Source organism: Melghirimyces algeriensis (assembly GCF_900182565.1).
Classification (GTDB): domain Bacteria; phylum Bacillota; class Bacilli; order Thermoactinomycetales; family DSM-45169; genus Melghirimyces; species Melghirimyces algeriensis.
Genome location: NZ_FXTI01000007.1, coordinates 70,525 through 84,527, shown reverse-complemented (window position 1 = coordinate 84,527; position 14,003 = coordinate 70,525). Strand labels below are relative to the sequence as shown.

The 14,003-nt window shown below is 42.4% G+C and carries 12 protein-coding genes; 8 read left to right on the top strand and 4 right to left on the bottom strand.

The features are described from left to right. Positions 1-355 precede the first annotated feature (355 nt). From FN782_RS11165 to FN782_RS11155, 3 genes are read right to left on the bottom strand one after another with little or no spacing between them, the layout of a single operon-like run. Positions 356-2,140, bottom strand: coding sequence for a DUF2357 domain-containing protein (locus FN782_RS11165; protein ID WP_185956246.1), 1,785 nt, complete (start codon positions 2,138-2,140; stop codon positions 356-358). Further along, positions 2,124-4,082, bottom strand: a complete 1,959-nt coding sequence (locus FN782_RS11160; protein ID WP_142505889.1) for an McrB family protein — start codon at positions 4,080-4,082, stop codon at positions 2,124-2,126. The genes FN782_RS11165 and FN782_RS11160 overlap by 17 nt, the downstream gene beginning before the upstream one ends. Next, on the bottom strand, positions 4,079-5,176 hold the full coding sequence (locus FN782_RS11155; protein ID WP_142505888.1) for a hypothetical protein: 1,098 nt from the start codon (positions 5,174-5,176) through the stop codon (positions 4,079-4,081). The genes FN782_RS11160 and FN782_RS11155 overlap by 4 nt, the downstream gene beginning before the upstream one ends. A gap of 417 nt (positions 5,177-5,593) precedes the next feature. Here FN782_RS11155 and FN782_RS11150 point away from each other — a divergent pair, with 417 nt between their 5' ends. Further along, positions 5,594-6,928: a transcriptional regulator gene (locus tag FN782_RS11150; protein ID WP_142505887.1), complete on the top strand. Its 1,335-nt coding sequence runs from the start codon at positions 5,594-5,596 to the stop codon at positions 6,926-6,928. 55 nt (positions 6,929-6,983) lie between these two features. Then, the gene (locus FN782_RS11145; RefSeq protein WP_142505886.1) at positions 6,984-7,163 is read left to right on the top strand and encodes a hypothetical protein; all 180 of its coding nucleotides are present in this window, start codon (positions 6,984-6,986) and stop codon (positions 7,161-7,163) included. A 39-nt stretch (positions 7,164-7,202) separates the two neighbouring features. On the opposite strand, the gene FN782_RS11140 is transcribed toward FN782_RS11145, so the two are convergent. After that, positions 7,203-8,843 carry an SLC13 family permease gene (locus FN782_RS11140; RefSeq protein ID WP_142505885.1) on the bottom strand — a complete coding sequence of 547 codons (1,641 nt, stop codon included), beginning with the start codon at positions 8,841-8,843 and terminating at the stop codon, positions 7,203-7,205. A 367-nt stretch (positions 8,844-9,210) separates the two neighbouring features. On the opposite strand from FN782_RS11140, the gene FN782_RS11135 reads away from it, so the two are divergent. The 6 genes from FN782_RS11135 to FN782_RS11110 all read left to right on the top strand — a co-directional run bounded on the left by FN782_RS11135 (position 9,211) and on the right by FN782_RS11110 (position 13,986). After that, positions 9,211-9,534, top strand: coding sequence for a hypothetical protein (locus tag FN782_RS11135; protein WP_142505884.1), 324 nt, complete (start codon positions 9,211-9,213; stop codon positions 9,532-9,534). Between the two features lie 322 nt (positions 9,535-9,856). After that, on the top strand, positions 9,857-10,165 hold the full coding sequence (locus tag FN782_RS11130; protein ID WP_142505883.1) for a hypothetical protein: 309 nt from the start codon (positions 9,857-9,859) through the stop codon (positions 10,163-10,165). A 145-nt stretch (positions 10,166-10,310) separates the two neighbouring features. After that, positions 10,311-10,634, top strand: coding sequence for a hypothetical protein (locus FN782_RS11125; protein WP_142505882.1), 324 nt, complete (start codon positions 10,311-10,313; stop codon positions 10,632-10,634). Between the two features lie 66 nt (positions 10,635-10,700). After that, positions 10,701-11,369, top strand: coding sequence for a DUF5819 family protein (locus tag FN782_RS11120; protein WP_185956245.1), 669 nt, complete (start codon positions 10,701-10,703; stop codon positions 11,367-11,369). A gap of 18 nt (positions 11,370-11,387) precedes the next feature. After that, on the top strand, positions 11,388-12,743 hold the full coding sequence (locus FN782_RS11115) for a DCC1-like thiol-disulfide oxidoreductase family protein (RefSeq protein WP_142505880.1): 1,356 nt from the start codon (positions 11,388-11,390) through the stop codon (positions 12,741-12,743). Between the two features lie 19 nt (positions 12,744-12,762). Then, positions 12,763-13,986 (top strand): transglutaminase-like domain-containing protein, encoded by a 1,224-nt coding sequence (locus FN782_RS11110; protein WP_185956244.1) that lies wholly within the window; start codon positions 12,763-12,765, stop codon positions 13,984-13,986. Positions 13,987-14,003 lie beyond the last annotated feature (17 nt).

Genomic DNA, 14,003 nt, shown 5'->3' with positions numbered 1-14,003 from the left:
ACTGATCCCGTTACTCTGCATACACAAGCAGAGCCTTTGAACGTATTTATTTACTTGTTCAAAGTTGGGAAACGCAGTCTGATGGAAAAGATCATTCTTTTTATAATCCTCCTTCAATGTAAAAGAACAACTAAAGTATATAGATACGGGTAGGGAAAGTCAAGAAATGCAAGTTGGCAACTTCTTGTTTGCTCCCTGTAGCACATATTTGTCAGCAAGAAAGGAGCAAGCTGCTTTGGCTAAAGTTGGGATGCCGATAAGCTGGGGGATTTGGCTATGAAAAAACGCACAGAAAAAGAGATTAGTCGTTCAAAGACCGTTCCCTTGCAGAGCTTGGAACGGTCTTTTTTGATACTTATGGATTGTTTGACTTACCGCAGAAAGCATCGTATTCCTTTACCAGTTGATCGATGACTTGCTGTAACCGCTTGGCCACATGACGGTTGTGAAAACCGGGGCTGAGCGAAAGCAGGCAAATGCTGTGGTCCTCAATGTAGTCCACACTTTCTTTTGGATGTTGTTCAGGATAAAGGGCCCAAACCTCCCGAATGGCTTGGCGCCATTTCCAATCCGGTGTATACAGGAATGGAGAACGAAAATCAGATCCATAACTGTTTAGCTGTCGCATGGTATCGGTTTGCCGGTTATTTCCGATCCGATTCGGATTCCAGACAGCGATTTTTGGACGATATTTAAAGTCCATAACCTGCCCACCGATATAGGTGCCTCGTTTGTATATATCCAACCGTGCATCGGGACGGTTGTTGGTACCTCGCGTGTAAACCGGGGTACCATATAGCGTGGTTTGTTTGCTGTTTGTGGGAACAGTACCGTCATAGGTCAAATGAAGTCGGATCTCTTCCTTTTCAAACACAATCTTTTCTCCTGCCGGAAGAGAGGGGATATGCATGGTCCCGTTGTTCATAACGGAATGAACCATCCATCCGCTCACCGGACGGTAACCGAGAGGCTCCCTTGACAGCAATTGAATCAATTGAATCATACTCCAGATTTCATACAATTTATCTGTTCGTTTCCATTGATATTGGAGGGATTCGTCCAGAGTAATGGTGATATCTTTCTGCTTCCACTCCCTGTATAACTGATAAATTGCCCGATACCGTGCGTCACTGTTCATGACATGGGAGACATTGACAGACCATGTATCCGAAATATTTGAATACCATGGAGCAGATTGAATGCGCTGGAAGGATCGTTTCAATTTATGTGCTTGACGAAGGGTATCATTTAGATCTTTTAATACGTTTTGTTTTTGGCGAACAATTGTACTGTTTTCAGAAAAGGATCCCAGTTCATCGTTGATTTTTTTGCGATATTGATCCGCACTGTCATTGAATTGATGTAGCATCCGGGTGATCGACCGCGTGATATGTTTTAACAGTCGATTTTCCGGAAGATCGACATCAATCACTCGGTAAGGTGTTTTTAAAGTCATAGTGTTTGCTGGTTGTGTCAAATGCTGTTTAACAGTAACATTGTCAATCACTTTGCAGCGCTCCACAGGGAGGTTTTTGTATGCCTTTTGGACGCGGTAGTGAATTTTTTCGCGAAGGTCATTTAACGCAGAAATGGCCTTTGGAAAATGACGCTGAATCATCATGGATTGCAACATCAATTTGGGAGGGACCGTTGTGTCCATTGCCATTGGACGGTTGACCATATTTTTGCGATACCAGTTTAGAGCCAATCCCTGAAGAACATGTTCTACTTCCTCACGCATCTGTTCCAATTGCGACACTTGGATTTGCTTGGGCAAAATGCGTAATCCGGCATAGTAAGACTGTTGATGGGTGGATATACGAATACGGTAATAACCAGGGATAAAGGGATAGACATCATCCCGTGGATCAAACAGCGTGACTGGATAGGGGGAGGGTGACAAATATATCCCACCCTCTGGATCTGTTTTAACCGTTGTTTCAGGTAAACTGTCCAATCCATCCATATAAAAACGGACAGAGGGATCATTGCTGTGAAAGATAACCGTCAAAGGGATGTTTTCAGTCAGTTGAATGAGTGCCCCTGTATGCTTGTAAAAATCGGTTTCGTCTGTAAAAAACCGATCCAATGTCTGTTGGTGTCCCTTTTGTTCAAAATGAATTTCAAACGGTATATCCATTGATCTCCAACTCTTTCGTCTTATGTTGCAAGGCTTTTCGGGTTTCTGTAAAGAATGAAATATCCCGGAAATCATCGAGGATGTTTAGTAATGGACTGTCTGACACCTTTCCAGTCTGTCGGTTGTAACGTCCAAGTAAATCGCACAGAAGATCTTCTGGCCCCCGGATTTTGGTTACAATCCGTTGGACAACTTGAAGATCCAGGGCATTCTGTCGGTTTAATGGGCCGTGTTTCGGTACATTGTTTAAATAACGTCCAATTTGCCGGACAATACGGGGGCCGATACCGATGTTGTTATTCACCTGTTGAATTGCTTCATGACAAGTCCATAAAAATTCCAATTCCCGTTCGGTAAGACCATTTAGATGGTCTTCTTTTTGGAATGATTGATAAGTCGAAAGAGAGATTTCAGGAAGTGTTCGATTTGCATGATGAACGGTCTGTTTTCGTTGCTCCAGTTCTTTCAGTAAATGAAAAGGCATCACATGTAAGCGGATAACATTGGCTCGATCCAGCACCTTATCGGAAAAATGGTAAGTGGATTCATCCAGATTTACAGTTCCGACGAACAGAACATTATCCCCAATGGGGATGGTTGGCGGATACAGTGTGGAGTTGTACAAACATTGGGTGAGATCATCGTTATACAAACGGAGCTCCCGATTGTGTTCCTTTTCAAGTACGGACAGAAATTGTGAAAAATAATGCTCCACACGGGACAGGTTCATCTCATCAAAACAGACAAGATAGAGCTTGTCCCGGTTTTCTTCTTTGGCGGCGTCCCGGAGAACATTAATCAAACCGGAATCCCCTGGTCGGTATACCTTGTGAAGCATGTCTGTGTAGCCGATCAGATCCGTGTCATCCGACCAATCAGGGCGAACGGATATAAAGGCCAGTTGATGATCTTCCAATCCCAAAGCACGACTGTAAGTCTGAACCAAACAAGACTTCCCGGTTCCGCTCATACCAGCTAAGATAACCAAATTTGATGACTTCATGGCTGTATGGAAGTTGTAAAGGTCTGTTTCGTCATATAACAATCCCTGATCTTTTGTCAGTTGTACAAAATCAGCCAGGAAATTTGTTTCCTTATCAGCAATAGTTGCCGTTTCCGTTGGGACAGTGACTGCGACCTGTTGTTGTGTTTGATCCAATTCTTCGATGGCGTTCACTTTTTGCTGTTTGATGGGAGGAGCTTCTTTCAGAGCATCCGAAATTTCTTGGCAAACTTCTTTGGTTACCAAAGCAATATTTTCCAGGTTGAGTTCGTTTAAATAGGAATGATGGCTCCAGTCCGTCGTCATATCCATCATCCGGATGTCTTCTCCGTAATATCGAAAACCCCCGTATGCATAATGATGAAAGGTGAATTCTCCAAGGACCTTAAAATGTTCACCAGGGTCTTTCCACAAGATGAATGGCGGGGTATCATTGGGTTCTTTGGAGATATGTTCTATATGACCAAGATACTTTTGGTTCATCAGTCGATTCAAAAATTCCTCAAAAGTGATTCCATGCGATTCTTGGCTGAAAACGGGAAGAGGAACAAAAAACTGATTTGGATGAAAACGGTCTGTCTTGCCGATCAATCTTAAATGCGTCCCCACATAAAATTGAGTTCGACCTGGAAGTCCAGTCGTTTGAACGTGAAATACAATGAGACTGTCCTTGAGAAAAGACCTTAATTCCTGTTCCCGGATCATAGGATGTTGATGAATGGGATCTTCAAATCCCCATTTTTCTTCAAGCGCATCCCCATAACAAGTGATCAACTCCTGATCTGGGAAACTGGCAGGGGGTTGGGAGATTAATCGAACATAAAACTGAATCACATTTTGCGAATTGACAAAAACAGCCTCTTTACCGATCTGTTCCTTTACAAACCCTTCTTCAGCCAATACGCCGACCATATCTGTATCCCAGCGATTATGGCTCATACTTTGTCATTCCTTCCTTGTGCCAATGTTTTGAGATGGTTGTAGAGCGATTGAAAATTGGAAAACTCCTTTAAGTTCTTTTCTTCAACATGCGTCCGCACCAAATATTGCTTTTGTGGAGAGGTATTATACGTTAAAAGCCAGATTTGATCGGATGTTTGAAGTTTGTTTTCTTCAAAAATGCTCTCGATTTCCGATGAGTCAACGATCAGGGATGGAAATTGCTTTAGTTGTTGATTTATTTTTGAATTTTTTGGGTTTCCCAAGATGACGATCCTTTTCCCTGTTTGGACGGAGAAGCTGGTTGAATGGGATTCCGGTTCAGTTCCCTTTTTTCGCTTTCGCAGTTCCCGATTTTCCTCTTCCAATACACTCATTTTTTCTTTTAACTGATCCAGTTTCTTTTTATTTTTAAAATCCTTTTCCCTCTGTTCTGCCAGTTCTTTATCCCGTTGTTGCAGTTCTTGTTTGGTTTGTTGGATGCTTCGCATTAATTTTTTATTCTCCTCTTTCAAACGATGCAAGTCATTGGTTAACTTTTGGGTTTCCTTCTGCAAACGTTGATATCGTTCAGACCACTTTTTTTCTGTCTTTTTAACTTTTTTTGTTGCCTGCTCGGCTTCTTGTTTCAGTTGTATCATCTGCTCTTTATAGGACTGACTATCCAATTCTTCCGTATCATATTCAGCGATCAAATGTTTATATTGGTGTTGCCACTTCTCCAAATGCCCACTCTTTGACAATTCCTCATACAATGATTCAGCCAAGGTTTGATGCTCGGCTTCCGAACTGGTGATCAACGCGGTAAGAACCAGGGAGGGCTTCATTTCTCCCTGAGCCATCCGATCATACAACGTTTGTCGGTTCATATGGCGAATCTTATCAAAGTCGCCCTCTGATTCAGCCATTAAACCGGCCAGTTTTAAATTGGATGGCTTTAACATTTGATGAATCAATCGTGGACGCAGTCGTTTCACATGTTCCGGATGAATTTGTCGAAAACCATCCAGTTTGATGTTCATGGTCTGGGTCAGGCCTGCAAGATCCTCATCTGATAGCGTGTTTAATATCCATTTACAGATATCCTTTTTCATTGTGCTCCTCCTTTCTTTTCATCGGGTGGGTTCTTATGAATAGAAATGAGGGAGCGCGAATACGTAAGTTAGTCAATATTCAATCCCTTTCATTTTAATATGTTCTATCACAATCATTCTAACGGTAATGGGATTTGAATGAAATATGATCAGAGTGTTACGAGCATTACTTTTATGTGATTGTGCTGCATTAGAATGAATTATCCTGTTTTTATTTTTAAGTTTCGACTCTCTCTTTTGTAAATTCATCGGATTGTGTATTGTATTTAGAGGGGGAGGGCGAAAAATCAGATGAATACCCTATTACTGCGATCAACAAAGTAGATATTTTAAAAAGTAAGTGAAGTGATTATTTTTTATGCTTAAGAACGGTTACAGGAGATAAATTGGAGAGTAGAATAGGGGGATGAAAACAGAATGCCCGGGCTTGGGATCAATGAAATGGGAGAAATGATACGAAAGATTCGGAAGGAAAAGGGCCTGAGGTTGGAAGACCTTGCTGATGAACATATTTCCACGGCTACAATCAGCAATATTGAAAGGGGAATCCCTTATGTTCATCAGGAGCGTGCTTTTTATCTGCTCAAAAAATTGGAGATTGATATGGAAAGACTCCCTGAATTGGTGATGGGTGAACAACAAAAAACAGATGACTTACGACGGTATTTTGCAATGGTAGAAACGATTCGGCAAACTGGAGACATTGATGAGGCATTACGTCGGTTAAATCAATTGAGCATGGCAGATTCCCACCCAATGACTCCCACTTTATACTATCTGAAGGGACGGTGTTTTTTTTCTGATAATGACTGGGATCAGGCGAAACAGTCCCTTTATCGGGCGATTCAACTGGCAGGTCAGCACTCCCCTCAAACTGTATGCAATATTGCATCAGCTTCCTATGTTGAATTGGGATGCATCAGTTATTATGAGAACAATTTGAATGAAGCCTTAAAATATACGGATCAAGGTTTGAATACGTTTGTTCCGGATGGAGAGCGTCCGCATTTGTGGTTTATCATTCATCGAAATAAGGCGGTTTACTTGGAGCGGTTGGGACGGATCGGAGAAAGTCTTGCAATAATTGAACAAATGTGGACAAAACTTTCCGACATAGATGACATGGAATCGTTGTTGACATGTTACTGGCTGCGTTCAGAGCTACTCCGAAAACACAAAGTATATGATCTTGCTACCCAATATGCAATGGAAGGATTGGATCTTGCACAAAGAAACAAACAATATGACTATATGTTTGATCTCTGGACGGTATTGGGCAGTGTGTTTATGTCCAAAAGAGAAATTGACCGAGCACAGTCATGTTTTGATACCGCATTGAAGTTGAAAGAAAAGCTGACGGATCGAACATCGATTACAACCATTTATCTAAGACTCGGAAGTCTGTACCTGTCTCAACAGCAATTCTTAAAAGCGTCCGAAGTACTTCAACGGGCTACCCAATCCGCACAAGATTGCAATGATATTCCCCGTCTTTGTACAGCGTTCATGTTAAACGGGGATCAGTATCGTCTGCAAGATCGATTTGATGAGGCGATTCCATTTTATCAGAAAACGCTGGCGTTGGCGGGGAAACATGGTTACCGAAAAAGAGAGTATTGGGCCTCCTATCGATTGGCCCAGTGTTATGATGGGCGAGATGAACAGGCGTTTCAAAAGTCGCTGCAAACCATGTATTACACCCAATTGGAATGGAAAAAGGAAAAGGGAGAAGAAATGAGCATGCTTTTATAAATAAAAAACAGAAATGAGACTGCTGACAAAGATAAATAAGAGGGGGATATATCCGGTGGAGCATCCTTTTCCGACGACCCAGCGGAACCCCTGGAGGTTCCAACCGTTTAGCGGATATTTTGTTCGCTGGTTGGGACCGGAGGGGGTGAAGCGGACTCCTTCCACTTCCTTGCTGGAGGAAAGAGATGCGGAAACGATATCTCCCTCACCACTTTGTCATGAACCTCAGAAATGACCCTTGCTTCGATTCTCAAAGGGTCATTTCTGTTTTTGGTCATTTCATGGGTGTTTGCAAGTCAATCCCCCATACGGCGGGGAGCAGAATATAAACGGAGACAAGAATCACCAAGATGGAAATCAGATTCATCCAGATGCCCGATTTAGCCATATCTCCGATTTGAACAGACCCAGAACCAAAGACCACTGCGTTGGGTGGAGTGGACACAGGAAGCATGAATGCACAAGAGGCTGCCAGTCCTGATGCCACCATCAGTCCGTATGGATGGACATGAATCGCTGCTGCCAGGGAGGCCATAATGGAATACATCATCGTTGAAGTGGCGGTGTTGGAAGTAATCTCCGTCAAAAAAGTCACCATAATGGTAATGAACGCCAGGATGAAGATAAAATTCACACCATGCAACAATGTTAACTGTTCTCCCATCCACTGGGCGAGACCGGATTCTTTGAAACCAGAGGCAATGGCCAACCCACCCCCAAACAGAATGAGGATGCCCCAAGGGAGTTTTTTTGCTGTTTCCCAGTTTAATAAGAAAGTGCCTGGGTAATTGGGTGCTGGAAAGATAAAAAAGGTGACTGCGGCGATGATCGCGATCATCGTGTCATTGATTTCCGGAATAAGTGGCTTCAATAGAAAATCTCTCGAAATCCAAGCCAGGGCGGTCAGGCAGAAAACGATAAGCACGGAGCGTTCTTCCACTGTGATTGGTCCTAGGGCTCGTTTTTCATTCTCGATCATCTGTTTTCCGCCAGGAATATTTTTGCTTTTCAAAGGATAGGCAATCTTGACCAGATAAAACCAGGCACCAACCAACAGTAGTGTTGAAACAGGGAGGCCGAATACCATCCAGGATGCGAAAGATATTTCCACACCATAGTACTTTTCTACGGTAGCGGCAAAAACAGCGTTGGGTGGTGTTCCGATCAATGTAGCCATCCCACCGATGGATGCGGAGTAGGCGATTCCCAGCATCAAAGCTGTGCCAAAGGGAAAGCGTCCAGGTGAGGTATCGATCGTTTTATCCTTTTTCAAGGAGTCTGATACCTGATAAATGATAGCCATTCCAATGGGAATCATCATCATGGAAGTGGCGGTGTTGGAAATCCACATGGATAAAAATCCGCACGCAATCATAGCTCCGAGAATGATTCGGTCTGTGTTGGTGCCGATGACAGAAATAATGTTTAAGGCCATTCGTTTGTGCAGATTCCATCGTTCCATGGTCAGGGCAATCATAAATCCACCCATGAATAAAAAGATTTTTTCATCTCCATATGAACGAGTAGTGATATCCAGTTCCAACGCACCAGTCAAAGGGAATATAACAACCGGCAACAGGGAAGTGGCCGGGATCGGTGCAGCTTCAGTCATCCACCAGACAGCGATCCACAAGGTGCAAGCCAACACGGCCTGGGCCTGTGCGGGCATTCCCGCAGGAGACAAGCAGAAATATACCAAGGTAAAGATCGTCGGTCCCAATAGGAGGCCAACTCTTTGCCGGGTTCCATAGGGAGGTTTGTCTTTTTTTTGCGCACCCGAAGATGTTGTGGGAACCCTTCCAAAGGAAGGGGTTTTTGTCTCTGATTTGATCGAGTCAAACATAAGTGCATTCCTGATTTCCAGATGCATTCTCCATAGTTGATTCCACAAAGAACGTAATCGGTATATGTACATCTGTTATCCCCCTCCATCGAAGCGCTTGCAACCTCTTTTGAAGAAATAGAAGATTAACTGTGAATATAAAATAGTTTATGATTATTCATAATCAAAATCAATTGAAATGTCATGTTTATCTTTGTAACTTTTTATTCAATGTATGAATTACACTTAGTGTCAGGGTTTAAGTCTCAATTGCATACCCCTAAATATACACACTTTCTTCTGGGGGAAAATAATTATACTCAAAAAGAAAATAGGATTATCCAATAAAAAAATATAAAATTATTCTTATATTTCTGTAAATGTTATTGACTTGTCGATTCTTGTAGTTTACCATTTTACATGCAAGATAACTGAAAATTTTATCAAAGGAGTGTTTTCTGTGAAAAAACTTTTGGCAACTGGGATTGCTCTTTCTGTCTTTCTCGGAAGTGCTGCCGCAGGATCTGTCTTTGCCAGTGCTGAAATGGATTCCAAAGAATTGGATATTCAAACGTCTCATGCCGGGAAAGATGTGGTGAAACCTGAAGCGACTCCTGCCGCTGTGGGAATGGCAGCATTGACTGGGGCAGCCGCAGCCGTTGGTGCCGAGGCTGGAAAAGATGCATATAACTGGGGAAAAGATCAGTTGTTTGGAAGTGAGAAAAAAGAGGTTGAGAGCATGAGCAGCGCTCAGAAGGAAAAACTGGACGTCGTGTTTGATTAATCTCACAATTACGGGCACAGCGGGGCTTTCCGCTGTGTCCGAATAAAAGATGGTGAAGAGTAGAGTACTGCACTCCCTATAATTAACAATAGAATGAAATGTGATCAGGCATATAAAGGATATTCTGTGTTCCATCATATGGGAGAATATCATTTTCAACATGATTATTAAGCATTGATAAACCATATGGTGAACATCCTAGATATAGAAGATTGTATAATTATCTATTTTTAATAAATTATTTTCGGAACATTTATTGACCTGTCACATTTTAAACTTTAAAATATGAAGTGCATCAAAAAGTAAAGGAGGTGTTATTTTTATGAAAAAGCTTATAGCGACGGGGGTTGCTCTGTCTGTCTTTATGGGTGGTGTCGCCGTTGGGTCTGTGTCCGCCAGTGCCGGGATGGAGACCAAGGAAGTGGCGATCCAAACATCCCAGGAGAAGGAAGGTGAGATAAAACCTGAAGCGACCCCTTTCATGGCCACAACAGCACCAGCGGTAGCAGCAGCCGCATACGTTGGCGCCGATGCTGCCAAGGATGTTTATGATTGGGGGAAAGACCAACTCGGTGATCAAACCTCTCCGGAAAAACTTAAATCAGGAAAGTTAGACGTCATTTTTGATTGATCTCACTTGACAAGGGTAAGAGAGCTATGGACAGGATTTTTGGAAATATGATATTTCTTTACAAAAAATTTATTGACTTGTCACTATCGTCAATTTTAAAATATGGATATATTAAACAGAATATTCAATAAAGGGAGTGTTTTCTGTGAATAAGCTTTTAGCAACTGGAATGGCTTTGTCCGTTTTTGTGGGAAGTGCTGCTGCTGGGTCTGTGTCCGCCAGTGCCGAGATGGAGTCTAAAGAATTGGCGATTCAGACATCCCAAGCGAAGGAAGATGTGGTAAAGCCTGAAGCGACCCCAGCAGCTGTGGGAATGGCAGCATTGACTGGGGCGGCCGCAGCCGTTGGAGCAGAGGCTGGAAAAGATGCATATGAATGGGGTAAAAATCAATTGTTTGGAAGTGAGAAAAAAGAGGTTGAGAGCATGAGCAGCGCTCAGAAGGAAAAGCTGGACGTCGTGTTTGATTAATCTCACAACTGCGGGCACAGTGGAATTTTTCCGCTGTGCCCGCAAAAATGGATGGAGGGTGGGAAATTGGTTAAAAAAATATTATTTCTTGTGACAGGAATGGTTTTTGTATTTCATTTTACATGGACTGCCTTATACAATTTACCCCTTAATCCGGTGAAATTAAAATATTCATCCGTGATATCCGGTTATATTGAGCCACTTTTCACGCAAAACTGGAGGTTGTTTGCCCCTGATCCTGTAACGGAAAAAAACCGGATTTATGTGAGATTGAAACTGAAAGAAGAGAGTGGAAAGATACGTAAAACAGGATGGATTGATTTGACCACCTTTATGATCGAAAAGAATCAAAAAAACCGATTTACTCCTTATAATCGCCTGGTGCGGATTCAAAGGGGCGCTGTAACGGCGATGACGCGTAAAAATGATATTGTGTATGAGTTAAAGGACAAGGTGAAGGAGAAAAAATTGGACGAGAAAAAATATAAAGATATTATCCAAAGTGATTCGGACGACCTCCGAGTCAAACTGGGTAAAAAAATGTTAAACCGATATGCACAGGCATATGCCAAAAGCCTTTATCCCACAGCAACGATTGAAGAATCGCAGGTATTGATTAAAAGAATCTCTTCCGTTCCTTATTCCAAGCGGAACAAAAGCGATTATACACCCAAGGAAACGGTTACGAACTTGGAATGGACTCCTTACCAGTCGGATGTTGCACCTATCTTTTAATTGAAAGAGGTGAGAGAGATGCTGAAAATGTTAAAAGAAGTGAATAAAAAGAAACAGATGTTAATGGGAGCGAGTATCTTAAGAATCTCTTTTGGGTTACTGATTCTCTATTTCTATCTGATTCACTACAGTCAACGTTACTTCTTGTGGGGACCACAGGGAATGATTCAGCATAAAGATTTCTTGACGGAACTTTCCCTCAGTTCGAAAATATCCCTGTATCAGTTTTCTGATTCAGTCGCATATTTCGATGTAATCTTTCATTTGGGGATATTGGCAGCGCTCCTTTTTACTTTAGGATTTAAAGGTAGAATCATTTCCATTATCAACTTTATATTTACATGGTCCATCTTCTCACGTAATGGGGTGATTCTTGACGGTGGAGATAATATCATGCGGATTCTGTTACTCTACTTGTGTGTAGCCGATACCACCGCTTATTTCTCCATCGACTCCTATTTGAAAAAGAAGAAGGGTCCCACCTTTGATCCTGGAACAAAAGCTTCTGCGGTAAAGTACCGGTATTATCTGCATAACCTAGCGATCTTGGCATGTATTGTTCAGGTAAGCATGGTATATTTAACCTCCGGGTTGCATAAAGCGATGGGAGAGTTGTGGCAGAAGGGAACAGCCTTGTACTATATATTGCAAGTGGGGGAATATACCCACCCATTCTTTCGGGATCTCATTCATGGATTTGAGATTGCCATGGTTCTCGGAGCATATTTTACCGTCTTGGTACAGGTTTCCTTTCCCTTCCTATTGTTTAATCGACGGACGAAATATGTGGCAATGGCTGGGGTTATTTCGATGCATGTGGGAATTGCAATCGTTATGGGATTGATCTCTTTCTCCGCCACCATGATTAGCATTCAACTTCTGTTGTTGACTGATGGGGAATACCGTATGTTAAACAGTATGCTTCGAACATGGAGGAGTCGAATACAGGCTTTGATTGGTAAAAAAAGAGAGTCGTCTGTACCGCCGCAGGCTACTGCCATTGTTCTGTATGATTCTTGGTGCCCTTTGTGTACAGGAAGCATCAACAATATTAAAAAACTGGACTGGTTTGGAGTCATGGATGTTGCTTCCTTTCGGGATGAGGAAGTTCTCTCCAAATATCATATTTCGCCGGAAGATGCGGAAAAGAGAATGCACATGGTTCTTCTGAAAAAAGGAAAAACCGTGAATGGAATCCACAGCCTGATTGAAATTGCGAAACGAGCTCCGATCTTGTGGTGGGGAGTACCTGTAATGTACCTGGGAGTCTGGTTGGGACTTGGGCAACGAATATATGATTTTTTCGCCAGCAGACGGACGATTATTCCTCAGGGACAGTGCCAGGGGAATGTCTGTAGGATTGAGCAAAAATAGAAAAAACGGGGGTTGGGACTTGCGTAAGAAAAAAGCCCAGGATCGGGAAGTGACTTATTATTTTCAGTTTCGAAACAGGAGAAAGGGAAAAACAAAGGTTTGGTTGTCCAAACTTCCCACCAATCACGCCCAAACCGCAACGTTGCTTCAACGTAACCGAGATCCTTTATCTGTGAATAATACTGGGGGAAACACCATTGAGTATTATGAGTTGGAATCCGGAGAAAAACTGAAGCTTCGCTACCGGGTCAAAATCCATTCCTCCCCTTCCAGCCATCAAACGGTTTCATTAACTTCAGAGGAAAGAGAAAGGTATTTGCGGTCCACCTCATTTATCACGATTAACCAGGAAATCAAGGATGTAGCACTCAATATTTGCAAGGGTTTAAACACGGATAGAGAAAAAGCCTATGCGATTTTTCAATATGTCTACCGTCAGTTTTCATACCGTGTTCGAGTAAAAAAAAGGGGGAGCATTCATTTTTTGAAGACAAAAAAAGGGGACTGCGGCGAGTTTTCTGCCCTGTATGCTGCCTTGTGCCGTTCCATTGGGATTCCTTGCCGAATGTTGTTTGGTACCTTTGCTGTGGATGTATTTCAACCGCATGCGTGGAATGAGGTGTTTTTGGAAGATAAAGGATGGATTCCTGTGGATGCCAGTATGGCCAATGTTCAGAGAAAACAGATATGGCGCTTTTTTTTCAGTAATATCCGTACACTAAAACCTTCCCATTATTTTGGAAACACGGAAGGGCAACGGGTGATTTTTTCTGTTGATACAGAGCATCCCTGTATTCCCCGTTATCCTGACACTGTGTCGCACCATTCTGGTAAGATGCGAGAGTTTACTATGGTGTTTGGGGAAGAGAGATTGGTATGGGGAAAAGAATTATTGAAAGATAAAAAAATACCTTATTATCAGCCGATGTATCTATACAGCTCTTCGGAGCGATTTGCCCCCAAGGGGGAAGATTATCTGGGCAATTGGAAGGTAGTTGAAAGAGGGAAAAGCAGGCTGTTTCTCATCTTGAAAAAAACAGCCGCCTGGTTAACGATCTTCTTCATGGTCTGGTCTATGATCACAGAGTCCACTCTGTTCAGTGTTCTCTATGCCGTCTCTGTTCCTTTCTATGGATGGATGTCCGCCTTGAGGGGGGAGAGAACCCTGGTCTTTTCTTCCATTGCTCTATTTTTTCTGGCAATAGATCTGTTTGTTTTATTTGTCTATCTGAATGTCAACTAAATCATATTTCTTTTCCT

What these genes read in the sequence shown, in the direction of transcription:
- FN782_RS11165 (WP_185956246.1), bottom strand. Translation starts at nt 2,140, where the DNA reads ATGGATATACCGTTTGAAATTCATTTTGAACAAAAGGGACACCAACAG.
- FN782_RS11130 (WP_142505883.1), top strand. Translation starts at nt 9,857, where the DNA reads ATGAAAAAGCTTATAGCGACGGGGGTTGCTCTGTCTGTCTTTATGGGT.
- FN782_RS11150 (WP_142505887.1), top strand. Translation starts at nt 5,594, where the DNA reads ATGCCCGGGCTTGGGATCAATGAAATGGGAGAAATGATACGAAAGATT.
- FN782_RS11160 (WP_142505889.1), bottom strand. Translation starts at nt 4,082, where the DNA reads ATGAGCCATAATCGCTGGGATACAGATATGGTCGGCGTATTGGCTGAA.
- FN782_RS11115 (WP_142505880.1), top strand. Translation starts at nt 11,388, where the DNA reads ATGCTGAAAATGTTAAAAGAAGTGAATAAAAAGAAACAGATGTTAATG.
- FN782_RS11155 (WP_142505888.1), bottom strand. Translation starts at nt 5,176, where the DNA reads ATGAAAAAGGATATCTGTAAATGGATATTAAACACGCTATCAGATGAG.
- FN782_RS11140 (WP_142505885.1), bottom strand. Translation starts at nt 8,843, where the DNA reads ATGTACATATACCGATTACGTTCTTTGTGGAATCAACTATGGAGAATG.